Source organism: Gemmata obscuriglobus (assembly GCF_008065095.1).
Taxonomy (GTDB): domain Bacteria; phylum Planctomycetota; class Planctomycetia; order Gemmatales; family Gemmataceae; genus Gemmata; species Gemmata obscuriglobus.
Window position 1 is genome coordinate 8177457 of record NZ_CP042911.1, and the last position, 20580, is coordinate 8198036.

At 68.0% G+C, this 20580-nt stretch carries 12 protein-coding genes; 5 read left to right on the forward strand and 7 right to left on the reverse strand.

Going from position 1 to position 20580, the window contains the following annotated elements; translation table 11 throughout:
* Positions 1 to 171: 171 nt before the first annotated feature.
* From GobsT_RS33915 to GobsT_RS33930, 4 genes are all read right to left on the reverse strand, one after another.
* Positions 172 to 1300 (reverse strand): IS3 family transposase gene (locus GobsT_RS33915; RefSeq protein WP_417936319.1). Its coding sequence is split into 2 segments (ribosomal slippage): positions 172 to 1020 and positions 1022 to 1300, totalling 1128 coding nucleotides; the frame shifts between segments, so codons are not numbered across the junction.
* Between the two features lie 31 nt (positions 1301 to 1331).
* Positions 1332 to 2537, reverse strand: a complete 1206-nt coding sequence (locus GobsT_RS33920; protein ID WP_010048945.1) for a P-loop NTPase family protein — start codon at positions 2535 to 2537, stop codon at positions 1332 to 1334.
* Positions 2538 to 2540: 3 nt separating this feature from the next.
* Positions 2541 to 4802, reverse strand: a complete 2262-nt coding sequence (locus tag GobsT_RS41440; protein WP_232068438.1) for a hypothetical protein — start codon at positions 4800 to 4802, stop codon at positions 2541 to 2543.
* A gap of 401 nt (positions 4803 to 5203) precedes the next feature.
* Positions 5204 to 6118 carry an aspartate carbamoyltransferase catalytic subunit gene (locus GobsT_RS33930; protein WP_010048936.1) on the reverse strand — a complete coding sequence of 305 codons (915 nt, stop codon included), beginning with the start codon at positions 6116 to 6118 and terminating at the stop codon, positions 5204 to 5206.
* A gap of 470 nt (positions 6119 to 6588) precedes the next feature.
* Here GobsT_RS33930 and GobsT_RS33935 point away from each other — a divergent pair, with 470 nt between their 5' ends.
* Positions 6589 to 7890 (forward strand): dicarboxylate/amino acid:cation symporter, encoded by a 1302-nt coding sequence (locus GobsT_RS33935; protein ID WP_010052213.1) that lies wholly within the window; start codon positions 6589 to 6591, stop codon positions 7888 to 7890.
* A gap of 8 nt (positions 7891 to 7898) precedes the next feature.
* On the opposite strand, the gene GobsT_RS33940 is transcribed toward GobsT_RS33935, so the two are convergent.
* Positions 7899 to 10448 carry an AMP-binding protein gene (locus GobsT_RS33940; RefSeq protein ID WP_148087975.1) on the reverse strand — a complete coding sequence of 850 codons (2550 nt, stop codon included), beginning with the start codon at positions 10446 to 10448 and terminating at the stop codon, positions 7899 to 7901.
* A 173-nt stretch (positions 10449 to 10621) separates the two neighbouring features.
* Here GobsT_RS33940 and GobsT_RS33945 point away from each other — a divergent pair, with 173 nt between their 5' ends.
* The 4 genes from GobsT_RS33945 (at position 10622) to GobsT_RS33960 (ending at position 17976) form a co-directional block, all read left to right on the forward strand.
* Positions 10622 to 10990, forward strand: coding sequence for a hypothetical protein (locus GobsT_RS33945; protein WP_010049981.1), 369 nt, complete (start codon positions 10622 to 10624; stop codon positions 10988 to 10990).
* A 171-nt stretch (positions 10991 to 11161) separates the two neighbouring features.
* A complete protein-coding gene (locus GobsT_RS33950; protein WP_010049979.1) occupies positions 11162 to 13375 on the forward strand; it encodes an HlyD family secretion protein in 2214 nt (737 codons plus the stop codon).
* 169 nt (positions 13376 to 13544) lie between these two features.
* On the forward strand, positions 13545 to 15617 hold the full coding sequence (locus GobsT_RS33955; RefSeq protein ID WP_109571420.1) for an HlyD family efflux transporter periplasmic adaptor subunit: 2073 nt from the start codon (positions 13545 to 13547) through the stop codon (positions 15615 to 15617).
* A 91-nt stretch (positions 15618 to 15708) separates the two neighbouring features.
* Complete coding sequence (locus GobsT_RS33960) at positions 15709 to 17976, forward strand: site-2 protease family protein (RefSeq protein ID WP_010036673.1); 2268 nt, start codon at positions 15709 to 15711, stop codon at positions 17974 to 17976.
* Between the two features lie 188 nt (positions 17977 to 18164).
* Here GobsT_RS33960 and GobsT_RS33965 read toward each other — a convergent pair whose 3' ends face one another.
* A complete protein-coding gene (locus GobsT_RS33965) occupies positions 18165 to 19238 on the reverse strand; it encodes a glycosyltransferase family 2 protein (RefSeq protein ID WP_261340041.1) in 1074 nt (357 codons plus the stop codon).
* Entirely contained in the window at positions 19235 to 20578 is a 1344-nt protein-coding gene (locus GobsT_RS33970; RefSeq protein WP_010036671.1) for a phenylacetate--CoA ligase family protein, read from the reverse strand. The genes GobsT_RS33965 and GobsT_RS33970 overlap by 4 nt, the downstream gene beginning before the upstream one ends.
* Positions 20579 to 20580: the final 2 nt, after the last annotated feature.

Sequence of the window (20580 nt, forward strand, 5' to 3'; positions counted from 1 at the left end):
ATCCGGGCGCGGTGGTGGCGGAGGAGGGGGAGGGCTGACGGGTCCGACGACCGCGATGCCACCGCCTCGGACGCACTGTTCGTGATGCTTGCGGAAGTGGTCAAGGACTTCGCGTGTGCGCATCCCGTACAGTGGACCCCATTGTCTAGACCAAAAAGTTGCTATCCTTCGCTACTGTTTCGTCGGGGCCTTCGTGGCTCCGACGCCATACACCTGAGCCGGGGTGCGGTAGTCCAGGGACTGGTGTAACCGCTCGGTGTTGTAGAACCCGAAGTACGCCCGGAGCCCACTCTCCAGGGCCGGCACCGACTCGTAACCCTTGAGGTACACGTCCTCGTACTTGACGCTCCGCCACAGGCGCTCCACGAACACGTTGTCCAGGCACCGGCCCCGCCCGTCCATGCTCACCGCGACCCCGGCCCGCTCCAATCGCCCGACCCACGCGGCGGCCGTGAACTGGACTCCCTGGTCCGTGTTGAACACCTCCGGCTTGCCCCGGCCCAAGGCCTCCTCCAGCATGTCCTGGCAGAATGACCCGTCCAACGTGTTGGACAGTCGCCAGGCCACCACGTACCGGCTGAACCAGTCCATCGTTGCGGCCAGGTACATGAACCCGGTGGGCATCGGGATGTACGTGATGTCCGTGCTCCACACCTGATGGACCCGGTCGATGGCCACGCCCCGCAACAGGTACGGGTACACCTTGTGCCCGGACCCGACCGACAGCTTGGGCTTGGGGTACAGGGCCTCCAACCCCATGATCCGCAACAGCCGCTGCACCCGCTTGCGGTTCACCTCGTGGCCCTGGGTGCCCAGCCACGCGGCCAGGCGCCGGCTCCCGTAGAACGGGCACGTCGTGTACTGCTCGTCGATCAACCGCATCAGCGTCAGGTTCTCCGCGCTCTCCGGGGTCGGCTCGTAGTACACCGTCGAGCGGTTCAATCCGATCAGCTCGCACTGGCGCCGGACGCTCAGCTCCGGGTGCTCGGCCTCGATCCGGGCACGCTTGGCCTCAGCCGAGGGCGGCCGATTTTTTTTTCACCCAGTCGAGTTCCACCTTGAGGCGGCCGATCTGCTCGTACAACTCGGTCGTCTTGTCTTCCGGGGGGCCGGTGCCCTTCGCCCCCGAGGCGAACACGGCCTCGGCCCCGGTGAGCAACTGCTTCTTCCACCCATGAATCAGGGTCGGGTGGACGCCGTGCTGACTCGCCAGTTCGTTGATGGTCTTGTCGCCCTTGAGGGCCGCCAGCGCGACCTGGGCCTTGAACGCCGCCGAGTGACTCTTCCGCTTGCCCGCCATGGGTTCCCCTTTCCTGGGCCTCCGGTATAGCTTAACCGGCGGTCCAGTTTTCGGGGTCCACTATACCGGCCAGCCGCGCGACATCCGCGGTGGTGTACGGGGCGAGGGGGTTGGTAGGATCTTGCTCGACCCCAACAGCGTTGAAGAAGACTTCTAGCCGCCGCGCCAGCATTGCGCGGACTTCGTCGCCTGTGCGCACTTCGGTGAGACGGATCGGCTCCGGATCATGTTCGAGTCGGTCGAGTTTGGGACGCGGAAGGTATCCCTTTTCTCTGGAACTGTCGAACAACTCCCTCAAACACCCGATCACCACCACTGCGTTCGGCAAGGCGTCGGCAACGTCGATCAGCGTGTTGATCGCGCACCGGAACAGTTCGCCCGGCTCGGAGTCACCTTTCGCGAGTTCAATCATCTCGTCCAACTGATCGACCAGCAGCACAAACGCCGCCGAATGCACGGCGCGCATCAGCCGCCCGAGGCCGACGATCGTCTTGAGCGGCATCTCGGGACCGGGTCGAGGAACCAAGTCGCCGAGCATCTCACGGTCGTACTTCGCCAGATCCTCGCACCGCAGCCAGCTCAGCGCCCGCGGGCGAATTCGGCCGTCGTTCGGGAGGAGGAAAAGGACCGCGCGCAACAGGTTCAGATCGATTCCCGCGAACCGCTCGTCCTGGGCCGCAACATCAGCGAACCGGAACACGATCCGTGCCGTCTCGTCCGGCTCGAGCCAGTCGCTGAGTAACTTGTCACGGTCGGCGTCGGCGATCCCGATCGCGTCGAGCAACCCGCGAGCCAGACGCATGAGCCCGGTCGTCGGGTCGCCCGGCTTGTACGGCTGCTCGAGCGAATCGAGGAGGTAACTGAGGATGTATCGCGAGTAGTTGTCGGATCGGCTGAGCATCTGTAGATAGCCGCAATACCCAGCACCGCTCTCGTGGGCCGCAGTGCGGAACGCGCGCATCAGATGCGTCTTGCCGCAGCCCGCTTCGCCGAGCAGGAGCAGGCTCTTCCCGTGCGGCGGTAGATCAGCGTCAGACGCGCGGGCCAGCAGTCGGTCGAAGGCCGCACGGGCCTCCGGGTGTACGGCACCCACGTCGAAGGGGTCCGTGGTCCAGAGCTGGCTGCCGAACACGACCCCACTAAACACCTCGGGGCCGTCGGGCGAGCAGTACGCCGCGACTCGCGGATCGGTCGCCGCCGGCACGGACGCGGGCAGAACAGAAGCGGTGGGCGACATGGCTTAGCTCCCCTCGATCAGGATGAAGTGAAAGGTGGCGGTCAGGTAGGTCGTCTCGGACGCCCGCACGTCGGCCGGGTCCATGAGTTGCACGAGGTCGGCACGGCTTAGCGTCAGCAGACGCTCGCGGTTCGCTTCGATCAATTTGGCTTTGAAGCCATCGAGGCCGAGTGCGTGGAACGGTCGGTCGTTGCGCAGTTGTTCCCAGACGTGGCTGATGAACACCTTGTACCCGCCGAACCGTCCAGTCGGGCACCGTCGTGCAGCGGCCTTCACCGTATTCGCGAACGCCTCCAGGTCGAACGGCTCCGGGTCCGCAGGCCGGCTCGAGGGCTCCGGGTGCGGGTCCGCAGCTTTCGGGCGCGGCTCGGTGTGCGATCCGTCGGCCCATCCACGCAACGCGACCGCGCGGAGGCCGTTCGTGCCGGTCCCGGGCGCGTCCAAAAGCACCCGCGGAACGGTGTTGGTCATGTCACGCTCGTCCGGAGGGACCTCGCGGCCCATCTTTCGCGCGAGAAGAAGCGGGACGAGTGTTTTAAGCTCCGTGTGGTCGGCGAACCCGAGCGCCTGACAGGCGATGGCCTCGAACACCTTTTTGAGGGTGTCGCCGGTCGCAACCGGAAGCCCGAGTTCCCGCTTCAGCAGTAGCGCGGCGAGTTTCTCGCCCTTCAACGCGTCTGGGGTTGTGCCCAGCGCCCGCGGCACGAGGAATTTCGCCTTTACGGTGCCCCAGTTCGCCCGGGGCGGCAACTGCTCCACGCCCAAGAACTGCAACGCGCGGACGCGGCCGGCGTCGGTGGCGCGCTGGCCCTTCGCGGTCACGTACCCCTCCGCCCGGAGTCCCGTCAGCGCTTGCGTCACGTCGTCGGCCGTGGGGGCGCTGCGGGAGAAGAAGACCGCCAGATCCTTCCGCAGATCACTTTCGCCGACGCTCTTCGACGCGGGTAGCAGTCGCAGCAAGATCAGGTCGGCGAGGCCCGGCGCCGCAGCCGCCGAGGGGTCGGTTGGGGATGGGGGCGGGGCCAGTTGGGCGGTCGCACTCATGCGGCACCTGTGGGTTGGGCGGGGCCGCGGCGCTCGGCCACGACCTCCAGAATCGTGTTCAGAATCCGTTCGAGGTCGGTCACCACGTCCTCCGCCAGGAACCGCAGCACACGGTACCCGTGCTTCTGGTACAGGTGGTCCTTGCGCCGGTCCCGGCGGTACTGCTCGGGGTTCAGGTGGTAGAACGCGCCGTCCACCTCCACCGCCAGCTTCAGGCCGGCGGTGGAGGTGGACGGCTTCGGCCGTCTGGTTCCCGTGCTGGAACGGGAGCGGTTGGTTCGGGCGGAACAGGCCGGCGGTCTCCGGCAGCGATTCCAACTGCCCGAACAGAAACTCCTCGTGGACGCTGCGGAAGTCGGACGCGAGGTCCGCCGGGGCGGGATTCCGGACGACCCGCGCCGCGCCCACGAACGCCGACGCCACGTCGTCCGCCACCCCGTCGTTCACGAGCCGGGCCACCGTCGCGACCGGCGGGTCGAGGCCGGCCGCGCGGAGCCGCGCTTCCAGATCGTTCCCGGCGACGCCGCGAACTTCGATGAACCCCTCGCTCGCCAGCGCGGCGGTCCGCGTCCCCTCGAATTGCGCCGCGAACTGGTCGTACTCGTCGCGGGTAACGGCCGCCCCGACCGGCACGCGCGGTTCGGTGACGGCGACGGCCTCAAGGAGCCGCAGTGCCGCCGGCAACGCGCCGGGGGCCGGGGTGAGGAGCAGCGCCGGCCACAGCTCCGGCGGGTACAGATCCGCGACCGCGCGCACCACCCGGCCGGGGTCGCCGGACGCACCCGCCACCTCGCGCACGAACCGCGGCGGATCGGTCGCAGCCCCTTGCGCCCGGTCGGACAGGAGGAGCCGCGCGGCGGTTGCAGCCGGCGCCCGCGGGTCGATCGGCAGGCCGCGCCACAGGACGTCCAGGTCGTAGAGAGTCGGGCGGGCCGGCAGGGTGACGGCGGCCGCCCCGGGGCCGGCCCAGCGCTCAACACACCGGACCGCGAGAGCAACGGCGTCCGTCGCGCCGAGTGCGACCGCGACCCACGCAGTCAGCACCTCGTCGGGTTCGGCCGTGGCCGCTACGGCATGTGGCCGCGGTAAGCTGGCAACCCAGAGGCTCCACGCGCGCCGGCCGAGCCCGACCGGGCCGACCAGAACCGCGATTGTGGGAACGCCCTGCGCGACGCGGGCGTGGTGCCGCAGGAACAATTCGGCGGTCGGTACGGTACTCATGGGCGAGAAGACGTTTGTGTTGAAGAAACGTCAGTCTGCCACAGCGCCGATCGGAACACGAGCGAAATTTTGAAACGAACGGCTATTTGTTCGCCTTCGGGTGAAATGAGCGCGAACGGGCATCATCGGAATGCCTTCACCGGAGGCGGAGTTCCGCCGTTTCAAGGTCGCGAATTTTGACGAGATCGAGACGCGCGAACGTTTGCCGCTGACAGCAGCAGGCAAACGCTCGGCGAGCCGTGAGGCGAACCGCCCGCGTCAGCGTGGCGGGAGGGAGTGCGAAACACGGGATTGACTACTGTGGCCTGGATTGGAGCCTCTTTGCGGTCCGGTTGCTGGTGCCCGTTTTTGGCTTGTGCCTTTGTGGCACAGACATAGCCAGCCGGCTCGGGGTCCAGGCGTCACACCGCCCGACTCAGCTCGCTCAGCACCGCCATCCGCACCGCGAGGCCGTTGGTCACCTGGTCGAGGATCGCGGAGTGCGGGCCGTCGGCAACCTCCGGGGTGATCTCCACCCCGCGGTTGATCGGCCCCGGGGCCAGGAGCAGCGCGCCGGGCTTTGCCCGCTTCATGCGGTCGGCGTCCACCCCGAACAGCAGCCGGTACTCGCGGATCGACGGGAACAGCCCGCTCCGCTGCCGCTCGAACTGCACCCGCAGCAGGTTCAGCACGTCGCACCGCGGGATCACGTCGTCGAGCTTGTCCGCGATCTCCACCCCGAACCGGGCCACCTCCTGGGGGACCAGCGTGGTCGGGCCGCACACGATCACCTTCGCGCCGAGCGTCGTGAGCCCGTAAATGTTGCTCCGCGCGACGCGGCTGTGCGCGATGTCGCCCACCAACCCGACCGTGAGCCCCGCGACGCGGCCCAATTTCTTGCGGATGGTGAGGATGTCGAGCAGCGCCTGCGTCGGGTGCTCGTGCGCCCCGTCGCCGGCGTTCACCACCCGCACGTGCGGCATCAGGTGCTTCGCCAGCACGTGCGGCGCGCCCGGCGACGAGTGCCGCACGACCACCATGTCGATGCCCATCGCCTCGATGTTCTTGGCGGTGTCGATGAACGACTCGCCCTTCGACGTGCTCGACCCGCTCGGGGAGAAATCGAGCACGTCGGCCCCGAGCCGCCGGGCCGCCAGCCCGAAGCTAACCCGGGTCCGCGTGGACGGCTCGTAGAAGAGGTTCACAACGACCTTGCCCTTCAGGTCGTCGCGCTTCGGCACGTCGCCGACCCCGACGCGGTCGAGCCGCTCCGCGGCGTCGAGAATGCGGGTCAGTTCCGCGGACGAAACCCCTTCCAGCCCCAGCAAGTGCTTCATTAAGACACCAAAATGAGGTCACGCTCGTCGGTACGCGAGCACAGATTTACCGAGACGGAGCCCCGCCCGCCTCCGCGCACCTACCGACGAAGCTCTTCACCGCCTCTTCCGCCCGTAAGCCTCCGGGGCGATCACGCGCGATCACGCCCCGGCGGACGCCCGGCTCGTGCCGCGTTCGGCGTGCAACCGGCTGTCGCCGTGGACGTGCGCATCCACAATGCGTCCGTTCCGGATGAGGTAATCCGGCACGCCCGTGCGCAGTGAGGAAGTTCTGAAGTACCTTACGGACGAACCGAGTGCGGGGCAGGTCCGGGGCCGGCGGGTAGTTCGCATGCGCCCGTGGTGCCGGTCGCGCGGGCTGGCTGGTGGGCGCGACCGGCACCACGGCGTGCGGTTTCGGGGCGACCCGGCCTGGACCGCTCGCTAAACTGTTCCGAACTTCCCGCCCCCGGCGCCACAACGGAGCACTCATGGCCGCTGCCCACACGGTCCCGCACACGCGCATCCTGTTCGGCCTGATCGGCGGGGCCGCCCTCGGGTGCCTCGCGAACGCGCTCGTCAGCAAGGGCGTCGTGCCCGCGGGGCCGGTCGATTGGGTGGTGAAGTACCTCGCCCGCCCGGTCGGGGCGGTGTTCCTGAACCTGCTGTTCCTACCCATTCTGCCGCTCGTGTTCGCGTCACTGGCGCTGGGGGTGTCGCGGCTCGGCGGCACCGGCAACGTCGGCCGCATCGGGGCGAAGACGATCCTCTACTTCCTGATCACCACCGCGCTGGCCGCCGCCATCGGGCTGACGCTGGTGAACCTGATCGAGCCCGGCACCGCCGCCCGCGACCTCCGCGACGGGCTCATGGCCGAGTACGGCAAGGAGGCCGAGGAGAAGCTGGCGACCGCCAAGAAGAAGGAGTTCGGGGTGCAGACGTTCGTGAACGTCGTGCCCGCCAACCCGCTCGTCGCGTTCGTCGAGAAGGACATGCTCGCGATCGTGTTCACCGGCCTGCTGGTGGGGTTCGCGCTGACCCGCATCGAGCCCGCCCGGGCCGCGCCGCTGGTCGCCGTGCTGGAGGGGGTGAACCAGGTCACCGAGGTGATCGTGCGGTGGGCGATGGCCGTGGCCCCCTACGCGGTGTTCGCGCTGCTGTTCTCGACCACCGCCAAACTGGGGTACACGCTATTGTTCTCGCTCGGCGCGTTCGTGCTGACCGTGCTCGGCGGCCTGGCGCTGCACCTGTTCGTTGTGCTGCCGCTGTTGGTGAAGTTCTTGGGCGGGATGTCGCCGACGGAGTTCTTCACCAAGGCCCGCGGCACCATGGTGACCGCGTTCAGCACCAGCTCCTCCAGCGCGACGCTGCCGACCGCGATCCGGTGCGCCGAGGAGGACCTGAACGTGCCGCGGGAGGTGTCGAACTTCGTGCTGCCGCTGTCGGCAAGCATGAACCACAACGGCACCGCCCTGTTCGAGGCGGTGACGGTGCTGTTCCTCGCGCAGGCGTTCGGCATTCACCTGAACCCGGAGCAGCAACTGGTGGCCCTGGTGCTGTGCATCCTGACCGCGAGCGGGATGGCCGGCGTCCCCGGCGGGTCGCTCCCGCTCATCGGGCTGATCCTGGTGCAGTTCGACGTGCCGGCCGGGGGGATCGCGCTGGTCATCGGGGTGGACCGGCTGCTGGACATGTGCCGGACCATGGTGAACGTGACGGCCGACCTCACGACCGCCGTGTTCGTGGCCCGGGGCGAGCGCGGCCACGCGCCCGCCGGCGCCGCGAAGCCGTGAGCCCGAAGCTACTTCCGCGGATCGGCGGCAGGAGCCGCCCCGGCGAGTTGCTTCGCCAGATCCCCGAGCCGCTTCAGGTCGAGCTTGCCGGTGCCGAGCACGGGCATGGCGTCGACCGGGTGGCAGTCGCGCCGGTCCGGCACCCACAGGTTCGGGAGCCCGCGCTTCGGCAGCGCCGCGAGCAGGTCCGCCAGCCGCGGTCCGACCTCGGGCAGGTGTAGCACCACCAACCGCTCGCCCCGCTTCTCGTCGGGCACCGCGGCCACCGCCAGCACCCGGTCGCCCCCGGTCGCGAGCGCCTCGTGCATCTCGTCGTCCAACTTTTCCAGCGGCACCATCTCGCCGGCGATCTTCGCGAACCGGGACAGGCGCCCGGTGATCCGCGGGAACCCCTCCGGCTCGATGAACCCCGCGTCCCCGGTGCTGTACCACCCGGCGCGGACGGCGTCGGCCGTCTTCTCGGGCTGGTGCAGGTAGCCGGCCATCACGTTCGGCCCCTTCACGCACAGCACGCCCCCGGCGCCGACCGGGAGCGGGACGCGCGTCTCGGGGTCGAACGCCTTCACGCACACGCCGAAGATCGGCTGCCCCACCGTGCCGCGCATGTTCCGCTGCTGCCGCCGGCCGCCGCGGTCCACGTCCGGCATGTTGCACGACACCACCGGGGACAACTCAGTGCAGCCGTACCCCTCCAGCGGGAGCACCCCGAACTTCTCCCGGAACTCGTCCTGCAGTTTAACGGGCAGCTTTTCCGCGCCGCAGATGATGAGCCGCAGCGTGCGGAAGTCGTCGGCGCCGCACCGCCGCATGTAGAACCGCAGGAACGTGGCGGTCGCGGCCATCACGGTGGCCCTCGTCGTGCGGGCGATGTCGCCCACCTCCTTCGCCTGGCGCGGGTCCGGGAAGTAGACCGCGGCGCACGGCGTGTTCAGCGGCAGCCACAGGCACACCGTGTACCCGAAGCTGTGGAAGAACGGCAGGAACCCGAACAGCACCTCGCCCGTCGCGACCTCCAGCGTGCGGAGCGACGCGTCCGCGTTCGACGCGACGTTCCGGTGCGTGAGCACCACGCCCTTCGGCTCACCGGTGCTGCCGCTGGAGAACATGATCGTGATGATGTCGTCGATCTGGTGCCGGTGGAGCCCCAGGACGAAGCGGTCGATGGCCCATCCCGGCAGCGCCAGCACGAGCAGGAACGTCGAGACGCGCTGCCACTTCGTTACGCCTTCAAGGGCGTCTTCGAGGTAGATCAGTTGCACGTCTGCGGGCAGGTCGAGGGGCACGCGGGCGGTGAACCGCTTCGCGGTCACGACGACCCGCACTCCCGCCTGCTGGGCGGCGGAGCGCACGGCCGCGGTGCCGGCCGTGTAGTTGAAGTTCACCGACGTTTTGCCCAGGAACGCCGCCGCGATGTTCGCTAGCGCACCGCCCAGCCCCGTGGGCAGCCAGATGCCGACGTTCTGCGCCGCGCCGACCCGCGGGCGCAGGTACCTCGTAACGCACAGCGCCGCGACCAACAGCTTCGCCCACGTGAGGGTACGGGGCGGCCCGGCGGAGTAATCGGTGATCGCAGGGCGGAACAGCCGGCGGAACTTCGCGGCCTGTCGGACGAACCGCCGGTGGACCGGGAGCAGGTGGGCGCTTTCGAGGAGCGCGAGGTCGGCGGTACACTCCTGCACCGCCAGGCGCAGATCTGGAGCGGAAGAGGACCTACCCCCCGGCCCCCTCCCTGAAGGTAAGGGGAGTGCGAGCGCAGCGCCACGCGGGTCCGGTGTGCAAGGCGGTTCAAAAGGGTTTTCGCTCCCCTTCCCTTCAGGGAGGGGGCCGGGGGGTAGGTCCTCTTCCGCCGCACCGAACAGCACACTCACCCGCGGGCGAAAGGCCGTCGGCAGTTTCCGCAGGATCGGCCCGCCCCCGTGGCTGAAGAAGCCCCCCCACAGCCCCCCGACGCACGCCGGAACCACTTTCACGTCCGTCGTGACGAACTTCAGGACGTGTTCGACGCCGCGTCCGAACGGGAGCATGTTCCCGGAGCGCGTCAGCGCGCCTTCGGGGAACATCACCACCACCCGACCGGCATCAAGCACCTCCGCAATCCGCTTCAGGCTGTCGTGAACCGCGTGCGGCCGGGCGCCTTCCGCCACGCGAACAGTGTTGTGCCGCCCCCATGACAAGAAGAACCGCAGCAACGGGTGGCGGTAGTACCCTTCCCACAGGACGAAGGTCGCGGGGCGCGGGCACGCCACCCACAGCACCAGCCAGTCGACGTAACTCACGTGGTTCGAGACGACGAGCACGCCCCCCGTCCGGGGAACGCGCGCGCGGTGGTACACCGTGAACCGGTACAGCACCCGCACCAGTACCCACAGAAAGGGCCTTAACAGAGCGGGGGCCAGCCACGCCGCCCCGGCCAGCGCGAAGAAAGTTACAAGAAGAACGGTGACCGCTTCGACCAACATGGGCAATCCAAGGGAGCTGGCGTGTCCCGGTCGCGCCGAATTCGGGCGCGGCAGGAACGGGGCCGGGAGGTTCCAGCCCACCTTATCCGGCTTACTCACCTGTGCCTACTGGGCGAACTCACAAGCCGCGAAATGCGGCACGTGCGCTTGCGACCGACCGGCGCCCGCGTTATACGCCCCGTCACACACGCGATGAACGTCCGAGCGGATCGGGCCGGCGGGTTGGGGGACCTGCCGGCCGTGGGGTGATATGGCTCGTGGGGGAACGGCTCATGCCGACGCAGTGCGACCTGCTCGTTCGCTACGTTTTACGAGATGAAGCGCTGACCCGGGGGCTAGGCGACATTGAGGCCCGGATGCTGGTGGAGTGGCTCGCGGACTGGACCGAGTTGCTCTCCGACGCGGCCCGCACGGAAGACGACGCCTTATCGTGCATCGACCGGCTCTGCCGCCGGGGGCGCGCGATCGGCAAGTTCGTTCGGCTGTGGAACGAGCCGTTCGGCCGGGGGGCCGCGATCCAGCTCGCCGCGTCCGAGCGGTTCGACTGGCCGCTACCGACGACTGACATGGACCCGGCCGACCTGATGCATCACATTCTGACTTGGGAGAATCAGCACCCCGGCACCGACGCCGGCGTGTAAGATGAGTAGGCCGTGCCGGCAGCGCCGGGCGTGCCGAAAGTGCGAATCGTGCGGCATCCGACCGTGAGCTTGCCCGCACCCCCGTTTGCGAGATATGATCGACGATATTCGTCCGGCCGCGTCTGTCGCCCCAGACGGTACGCTCGGAACCGTAACGCGAGGCCAAAAGCCGTGAACCCGACCACGACCGCTCCCGCCGTCCCCTCCGGGGGCGGCGATGACGCACGTAGTAAATACGCGCGTCAGATCGAAGAAGCGTTCGAAACCGCCGGGCGCTTGGCCGGCTCGGCCCTTCCGCCAACCGACTTTTACCGCGAGTTCCTGAACCGCACCCTGAGCGCCATCGATGCGCCGGCCGGGGCGGTCTGGCTGCGCACGCCGCAGGGTTTCTTGCAGCTCGCGTGCCAGGAGAACATCGACAAGATGGGGCTGGACGCCCGCCGCGGCGGGCGCCAGTGCCACAACGAGGTGCTGCGGCAGGTGTTCCAGGCCGCGCCGCCGCGGCCCGTGCTGCTGGAGCCGAACGGGCGCATGGCGCCCGGCCCCGGCGAGCCCGGCCCGGTCCCGCCCGCCAACCTGACCGACCACTTCGCGCTCTTCGCGCCGATCGTCACCCCCGAGAAGCAGACGCTCGGCATCCTGGAAGTGTTCCAGGACGCGGTCCACGACCCGCGCATGTATCCGACCTTCTTGAACTACGCGTTCCAGATGGCCGGGTACGCCAGCCAGTACCACAGCTTCAGCAACGCCCGCGTCGCCGCCGGCATCGAGAAGACCTACACGCAGGTCGAGTCGTTCGCCCGGCACATCCACTCCAGCCTGAACCCCACGGAGGTGGCGTACCACGTCGCCAACGAGGGCCGCAAGCTGATCGAGTGCGACCGGCTGTGCGTCGGCGTCCGGCACGACCGGAAGCGGGTGACCGTTGAGGCGGTCAGCGGGGCGGATGTGGTCGAGAAGGCGAGCACCCACGTGCGCCGGCTCCGGCTGCTGATGCAGGCCGTGCTCCAGTGGGGAGAGACGCTCACGTTCAAGGGCGAGAAGGACCCCGGGCTGCCCCCGGACGTGTCCCACGCGCTGGACGACTACCTGCACGAGAGCCAGCCCAAACTGCTCATCGTGCAGCCGATCCGCGACGAGCGCGAGAAGGACTCCGCCAAGCCCGCCCGCGGCGTGCTGGTGATGGAGGTGTTCAACCCGCCGGAGCAGACCGAGGCGCTCGTCCAGCGGTTCGAGATCGTGGCCAAGCACGCGGCCCCGGCGCTGTACAACGCGGCCGAGATGAAGCGGGTGCCGCTCAAGTTCCTGTGGTGGCCCATCGCCAAGGTGCAGGAGGGGCTCGGCGGTAAGAGCCGGTTCATCACCGCCGGGATCGTGCTGCTGGTCGTGGTGCTGGCAACCGTGATGGCCCTTGTTCCGGCGCCGCTGCGGGTGGAAGCCAAGGGCCAGATGCTCCCGGTGGAGATCGCGAAGATCTACCCGCCCCGCGAGGGGGTGGTGCGTGACATCCGCGCCAAGCCGGGCCAGCGGGTGAACCCGAACTACGAACTGGTGACGCTGTCCAGCGACCAACTCTCCGAGGAATACAACCGGGCGCGGGGCGAGTGGCTCGAACAGAACATGCTCATCGGTGAATACAACAAGCAGATTCAGTCGTCGCCCCCCGAGGCCGACAAGCGACGGATCGAGGCCGACCGGTCGGTTGCGGAGGGTCGGCGCGATAAGGCGCGGGGCGACATGGAAGCCCTGGACCAGCAGTACAACCGGGTCAGCACCGACCCGTCCGCGAAGGGCCAGGCGCACGGCCGCGGTCCCGGGTTCTTCCGGGCCAACGCCCCGGACTTCGGCTCGCTGGCCCGCGCCGGCGGGGACCAGTGGACCGTCCTCAACAACGACAACCGCGAGAGCCTGCTCGGGCGCACCATGCGGCCCAACGAGGAGATGCTCCGGATCGCCCACCTGGAAGGGCCGTGGCATCTCGAACTCAAGATCCCGCAGCGGAACGTGGGGCAGGTGCTACGGGCGTTCGCCGACCCGGCCCAGCACCTCACCGACCCCGACCGCGGCGGCCGCAAGTACCTCGAGGTGGACGTGATCCTGCGGAGCCAGGCTGCCACGCAGTACAAGGGCCGGCTGTACCGCGAGGACCTGATGGCCGAGGCGGTGCCGAACAAGAACGAGCACGACGAGAACGAGCCCGTCGTGACCGCCTACGTCAAACTCAACATCGACGGCATTGATCCCGACAAGTGGATCCCGCGCGAGCAGTTGACGACTGGTCTGGAAGTGAACACCCGCATCCGGTGCGGCGACCACGCCCTCGGGTACACGCTGTTCCACGGCGTGTGGGAGTGGTTCTACGAGAAGGTGATCTTCTTCTTCTAACCGTTCCGGGTTCTAGACTCCGGGCTGAAGAGGGACGGCTTCGCGCTTCGACCCGGAGCGGAAGTCTGGAACTCGCGACAACCCGCCTTCCGGCCCGACTGGCGAGCGCCAGGGCACCGGTGGCCCCAGGTCACAACCCCTTACGGTCCCAGTAAAAGAGGACAACGTCATGCGTTCTCGCGTTCTCGCGTTCTCGCTCCTGTCGGCCGCGCTCGGCGGCCTACTCATCGGTTGTAGCCCCAAAAATACCAGTCCGGGCGGCAAAAACGGCCCCACGGACCCGCCGGCGCCGGTCGACCCCGGTAGCCCGCTCTGGGTCCCCGCGCCGCTGCCGGCCTCTGTCGCGGGCGTCGTCCGCGGCGAACCGCTGGTGGTTCCCAACTGCGTTGTCCAGTACGACGAGCGGCAGATCGTTTCGGCCGAGGTGGACGGCACCATTGAGCTTCTCGCCACGCCGTACACGCCGGGCGAACTGAAAGCTCTGATGGACGACCCGAAGCTCACCGAGCAGCAGAAGCGGGACCGCATCCTGTACCACCCGCGCGACACCGGGAACCCCAAGAAGCCGCTCAAGCGCATCCGCGAGAGCATGCCGGTTGAGGCGCGACAGATCGTCGCGTTCATGGACGACCAACTCGTCAGCGCCCGCATGGAGGGCGCGAAGCAGATTAAAGACTCCGCGGTCAGCGCGAAGAAGAACTCGGAGGAGGGGGTCAAGGCGGCGGACGAGAAACTCCGCGTGACCGAGAAAACGATGGGGATCGCCGGCTCCCAGCGCGAGCGGCTCGACGACCTCATCACCCTGACGCGGTTCCGCGAGAACCAGGACCAAGCGGTCAGCCAGATCGCCAAGTCCGACGCGGACTACAAGGAAGCGGTGGTGCTGATGGGCCGGCACCAGATCCGGAGCGGGGTGAACGGCACCATCCGTACCATCGCCAAGCGGCCGGGCGAGTACGTGAAGGCCGGCGACAAGATCATGGAGATCGAGGGCACTGATAAGGTGCGGATCGAGGGCCAGCTCGACGTGCAGTACATCCGCGCGGTGCGGATCGGCATGGAGGTGATCGTCGAGCCGGCGCTGCCCAGCGCGCCGGAGGCGTCGCACAGCGGCCACCGGCAGGCGGTCACGGGGGTCACGGTCACCGCGCACCCCGACGGCCCGCTCGTCGTCTCGGTGGGGGCCGACGGCGCGGCCCTGGTGTGGGACCCGCCGCTGGCGAGCAAGAACGCGAACACCGCGGTGTCGGTGCCCCACAACCTGCCGCACCCGGTCGGGGTGAAGAGCGTGGCGACCGCCACCGCCGCCGCCCGGACCGTGCTGGTCATCACCGGCGGCGACGACGGCAAGGTACGCGTGTGGGACGTGACCAACCGCAAGCAGCTCCCGACCGCGCCGAAGGTGGTGGCCGAGGACGCGCACACGTCCGCGGTGCAGGCCATCGCGGTCAGCCCGGACGGCAAGTACTTCGCCACCGCCGCCGGCCGCGACGTGTTCGTGTGGGACCTGACCACCGTCAAAAAGATGTACGCGCTGCCGCTGGAGCACCGCGACTCGGTCACCGCGATCAACTTCACCCCGCAGTGCACGCTGGTCACCGCCTCGAAGGACAACACCCTGAAGGTGTGGAAGGTTGGCGACAAGGGCGCGGCCGTGGCCCGCACCCTGGACCACCGGGCCGGTGCGGTCGACGTGCTGGGGGTGAGCAGCGACGGCGCCCGCGTGCTGTTCGACCAGGACAAGGGCCGGCTCGACCTCGTGGACCCGTCGAACGGGCAGACGGTGGGCCAGATCCAGAACATGGGCTCGGCCGGCGCGTTCTCGACGCTAGCGGTGTTCGAGCCCAACGCCGACGGCGCGAAGGGCGACCCGAACCGGCCGCACCTCCTGGCGACCGCGGGCGGGGACGGCGACCTGAAGGGGACGGTGCAGGTGTGGCAGGCGCCGCGGAGCGGGCGCGGCTCGGAAGTCGGGCGGCTCATCACCCCGGGCCGGGTGCCGGTGACCACGGCCGCGTTCAGCCCGGTCCGCGGCGAGCGGTTCCTGGCTGTGGGCACCAGCAGCGGCGCGATCCACCTGTGGAAGCCGCCGTCCGAGGCCCGCAAGACTCACACCGGCCGCATCGTCAACATCGACGCCACCGACGCCCGGTACGTCACGGTGCGGGTGGAACTGGACAACCGCGAGCTGCAACTGATCGACCACAGCATCGCGAACGTGATCATCCCGTCCGACAAGTGACGGCGTGAGTGCCGGGCTCCGGCGGCCGACCCGGGCCGCCGGAGCCCGGGTCCGTTGCTCCCCCTCTTTCCACTCACACCCGCACCGACCCATGGCCAACGACCTCATCGCGAACCTGAACAACCCCGCCGAGCGCCGCAAGTCGGTGCGGCTGCGGGTGCGCCCCGACCTGCAGTCGTTCGAGCAAAAGTACGAAGGGAAGACGTTCACCGTCATCAAGGACCCGGTGTGCCTGCGGTACTACCGGTTCAGCCGGCAAGAGCACTTCGTGTTCGGCCTGTTCGACGGCAAGCACACGATGGAGGAGGTGCAGGAGGCGTTCGAGGAGGAGTTCAAGCCGATGCGGCTGGAACTCGCGGACCTGGAGGGGTTCGCCCGCCAGTTGGTGACCGCGGGGCTGGTGCAGAACGAGCAGCCCGGGGCCGCCCGGCACCTGTTCGAGCGCCGCGCCAAGCAGCGCCGCATGCGGCGGCTCGCCACGGTCAGCAACATCCTGTACCTGAAGATCCCGGTCTTCGACCCGGACCGGCTGCTCACGTGGATGTACGGCTACCTGCGGTGGGTCTTCACCGCCTGGTTCTTCGCGGCCAGCGTGGGGCTGATGCTCGCCGCGATCGTGCACGTGACGCTCCACTACAACACGTTCCAGGCGAAGCTGCCCGCGTACCAGGAGTTCTTCACCTGGAACTCGGTGCTGTACATGTGGCTGTCGCTGGGCGTGGTGAAGGTGATCCACGAGTTCGGCCACGGGCTGAGCTGTAAGGCGTTCAAGGGCGAGTGCCACGAGATGGGCGTCTTGCTCATGTGCCTCTCGCCGGCGCTGTACGCGAACGTGACCGACGCGTGGACCCTGGCGGACAAATGGAAGCGGATCATCATCAGCTTCGCCGGCATCTACGTGGAGCTGGTGATCGCGTCGATCGCCACGTTCGTGTGGTGGTACACGCCCGCGTACCCGACCGCCAACAACATCGCGCTGTGCATCATGGTGCTGTGCTCGGTGAGCACCGTCATGTTCAACGCCAACCCGCTGATGCGGTTCGACGGGTACTACATGCTCGCGGACTGGCTGGAGGTGCCGAACCTGCGGGAGAAGGCGAACCGGTTCCTCAACAACCTGTTCCTGTCGAAGTGCCTGGGGGTGGACGTGCCGCCGGAGGCGTACATGGCCCCGTGGCGCAAGTGGCTGTTCGTCATCTACGCGGTGGGGAGCTGGGTGTACAAGTGGGTGGTGACGTTCAGCATCCTGTGGTTCCTGGCGGACTTCATGGGACCGAAACTGAAGGTGCTGAGCCAGATGCTGGCGCTCATGTCGCTGGCGTCGGTGTTCGTGTTTCCGACCTACAAGGTGATCAAGAACATCCGTCAACGGGGGCGGTTGCCAGACATGAAAGCGGCACGAGTTTACATCACGCTCGCCGTGTTCGCGGCGTTCGTGGCGGCGTTCTTCTTCCTGCCGCTGCCCGTGAGCCGGGTGCACGAAACGGGTTTGGTCGCGATCGACCCGGAGCACCTCGAAGGGGTCATGCTGTCCGAGCCGGCGCGGCTGGTGAAGCTGGAGGGCGCGAGCCCCGGGCAGGCGGTGCGCAAGGGGCAACTCCTGGGCACCTTTGAGAGCACGGCGCTGGAGATCGAACTGGCCAAGGCGAAAGCGGCGCGGGCGACCCAGCAGCAGACGGCCGACATGCTGAACAAGAAGGTGCTCAAGGCCCAAGGCGCCGGCGACGCCGCGAACGAGCAGCGGTTCCTGAACGAGTACGTGCGGGCCAAGGCGCAGGCCGACACCGCCGAACGGGACGTGGCCCGCCTGCTGAAGCGCCAGATCGGGGTGCGGGAGCTGCGGGCCACGCGCGACGGGACGCTCATCACCGCCCCCAAGCGCGACGAGATCGGCAAGCTGTTCGACAAGGGGTACACCGAAACGACCCCGGTGTTCTCGGTCGGCGACCCGCTGAAGCTGGTGCTCAAAGTGCCGGTGACGCCCTACGACTATCGCTTGCTCAAGGAGGACCTGACGGCGCGCAGCGAGCTGGACGTGTCGGTGTGCGTGAAGGGCCGAAGCGACCGCACATTCAGCGGCAAGGTCCACCGCGACAAGCTGCCGGCCCAGAACGCGGCGACGATACCGCTGGCCCTGAGCCAGCGGGGCGGCGGCTCGCTGGCGGTGAAGCCGAACGAAGACCCGAACCTGCTGGCGCCGCTCGCACAGGTATACCTGGTCGAGGTCGAAATGACCGACCCGGACACCGCGATCGACCCGGGGCAGCTCGTGAGCGTGAAGATCCACTCGCGGTGGCGGAGCGGGGCGTGGTGGGTGGCCCGAGAACTGTCCAACGCGCTCGACATTGGTCTGTATTGAGATTGATAAAGAAGGTTGGCCACAAAAAAGCACAAAGGGCACAAAAGAAGACAGAAGACGAGGACGAAGAGAAGTGTTTTGAACTCACTCTTCTGTCTTTGCCTTTGGTTTCCTTTTGTGCCCTTTGTGCTTTTTTGCGGCCAATCTCTCTTCCGTCTTCTTTTGTGGCCAATCTCTTCCCAGGTCTCTTACAGATTGACCGTCGCGTTTTCGGGCGACCCTTGCTGCCGGCCGCGCGCCGCGGCAAGGGCGCCCGCGATCATCCCCTTCAGCGAAATCACTCGCCGCGCCGGCCAACGTAGCGCGTGAGCGTACCACCGCAGCGACGTGACCGGCTCGGCGGCGCGCATCACGAATCCGATTGTTTGACACGTCGAGGCGTAGCCGTCCGCGATCACCTCGGCCGGCACGGTGTCGCCGACCGCGTACCGCGATTCGGCCCGGTGCATGATCGACATCGCCGTATCGACGCGGTCGCGGAGCTTTTTCGACAGGTTCCCGTGCCCGGTGCGGTACCGCACGAGCGGCTCGTCCACGAAATCGAACCGGTGGAACTTCGAGACGCGGAGCCACAGGTCGTAATCGATCGCCAAATCCCACTGCGGGTCGAACGCGCCGACATGCGAGAGCACGTCGCGCCGCACCACCGCCGACGAGAAGCAGACGAAGTTCTGGGTGAACAGGTCGGGCAGGACCGAGCCGCGGAGCGGCTGCGTTTCGCTCTTCGCGGGCACCGGTCGGCCGTCTTCGTCCATCAACGTGCGCCGGCAGAACACCACCCCCACCTCGGGCTTCTCGGCGAACACCGCGAGTTGCTTTTCGAGCTTGGTAGGTTCCCAGGCGTCGTCGGCGTCGAGGAACGCGACCAGCGCCGCACGGCTGAGACTGATCCCGAGGTTCTTGGCCCGCGGCTGGCCGAGCGTGTCCGAGCGGAAGTACCTCACCCGCGGGTCGCTCAGGAACGGCCGCGCGACCGCGGGCGTGTGATCGGTCGAGCCGTCATCGACGATCACGAGTTCCCAATCGCCGAACGTCTGCGCGAGCACCGATTCGACCGCCTCGGGCAGGAAGCGGGCGTAGTTCTTCGCGGCCATCACGATGGAGACGGCGGGAAAACCTACCCTCCCGGCCCCCCTCCCCAAAGGGAAGGGGGAGGAAGAACCGCTAAGTACCGCTAACGTTTCCGGTGCGCCGGACGCGAGGCGCGAGGACTTCCCCCTTCCCTTCAGGGAGGGGGCGGGGGGGGTAGGTTCCTCCGTCACGCGCTCAACTCCTGCATGCGCTCACGGGCGACGTTGGAAATGCAGAACCGGTACTTCCCGCTCGGCTCTTGCGGAATCGCGTCTACCAATTCCACCTCGTGCGAGACGGTATCCCCGAACGTGTCCTGCACCAGCGCCGCGATCTTCCGGCGGCTGTTGTCCCCGAAGGCGGCGTCCGCGACGAGCCGGATTCGCAGTTGGGTGATCGACTCTTGCACGATCTGCACCTGCGCCGCCCCCGGCACCAGCACCGCGAAGTTCTCCGTGAGCGAGATGCCGGAGATCAGGTTCCCCGCTGGTGTGAGCACGTAATCGGCGTCGCGGCCCTCGACGCGCTCGATCAGCGGCAGCCCGCGGCCGCACCGGCACGCCCGGTTCGACGGCACCACCACGTCGCCCACCTGATACCGGATCAGCGGCATCGCCCGGTTACAGATGTCGGTGATCAGCAGTTTGCCGTCGGCCGGCACCTCGGTGTACAGCGAGTCCGCGTTGACGTGGAGCCCGTTGTGTTCCTCGCACTCGCTCGCGATGAGGCTGACTTCCTCGCATCCGTACCGGTTGGTCACCTTGCAGCCGAACACCTCCTCAATGACGGCCCGCTGCCAGTCGTGGAGGATCATCGCGGTGGAGATGATGCCGTTCGGGCGAATGTCGCTCCCGCCGGACTTCTTGAGCGCGCACGCGAGCAGGTACAGCGAGTGCGCGTGCCCGAAGATCAGCCCGGGGCGGTGCCGGCGGATAGTGCGCGCGAACTCCGCGACGCGCTGGTCGTTGAGGTTGAGCGTGTCGAGGTAGACGGCGCGGTCGAAGAAGTGGTTGCGGAGCCGTCCCTTCAGCCCGAAGTGCCGGTACTCGGGGTTGCCCCACACCTTCGCGACCCGCTGCCCGAGCCGGTACCCTGACCACTGGTCCGAGCGGACGGTGCAGGCCGTCTTCCACTGCATCGCGGGCTCGTCGCAGTAGATTTTGAGAGGTACGCCGGTCGAACCGGAGGTGGTCTTCACCCGGCACCGGGCGGTGTCGTAGGCCGACGACACCAGCGCCCGGTTGTGCCGGCGGATGTCCGCTTTCGTGAGGACCGGGAAGGCTTCGAGGTCGGCGAGTTCGCGGACATCGGACGGGTGCACGCCCGCCCGCGACCAGGCGGCGCGGTAGTACGGCACCGTGTCCCAGGCGTGCTGGAGCTGAACTTTGAGGGCCGCGAGCTGCCGCGCCCGGATCACGTCGGGCGGGTCGAACTGCGTCCGCTCCACGGTCCGCAGGTGCCTGAGGTGCTTGCTGCCCGCCCGCCACGCCATGAACGGGTGCATCAGGTGTCGGTTCAGGGTGTCGAGCATCC

What these genes read in the sequence shown, in the direction of transcription:
- GobsT_RS33955 (WP_109571420.1), top strand. Translation starts at nt 13,545, where the DNA reads ATGCGTTCTCGCGTTCTCGCGTTCTCGCTCCTGTCGGCCGCGCTCGGC.
- GobsT_RS33920 (WP_010048945.1), bottom strand. Translation starts at nt 2,537, where the DNA reads ATGTCGCCCACCGCTTCTGTTCTGCCCGCGTCCGTGCCGGCGGCGACC.
- GobsT_RS33960 (WP_010036673.1), top strand. Translation starts at nt 15,709, where the DNA reads ATGGCCAACGACCTCATCGCGAACCTGAACAACCCCGCCGAGCGCCGC.
- GobsT_RS41440 (WP_232068438.1), bottom strand. Translation starts at nt 4,802, where the DNA reads ATGAGTACCGTACCGACCGCCGAATTGTTCCTGCGGCACCACGCCCGC.
- GobsT_RS33970 (WP_010036671.1), bottom strand. Translation starts at nt 20,578, where the DNA reads ATGCTCGACACCCTGAACCGACACCTGATGCACCCGTTCATGGCGTGG.
- GobsT_RS33930 (WP_010048936.1), bottom strand. Translation starts at nt 6,118, where the DNA reads ATGAAGCACTTGCTGGGGCTGGAAGGGGTTTCGTCCGCGGAACTGACC.
- GobsT_RS33945 (WP_010049981.1), top strand. Translation starts at nt 10,622, where the DNA reads ATGCCGACGCAGTGCGACCTGCTCGTTCGCTACGTTTTACGAGATGAA.
- GobsT_RS33935 (WP_010052213.1), top strand. Translation starts at nt 6,589, where the DNA reads ATGGCCGCTGCCCACACGGTCCCGCACACGCGCATCCTGTTCGGCCTG.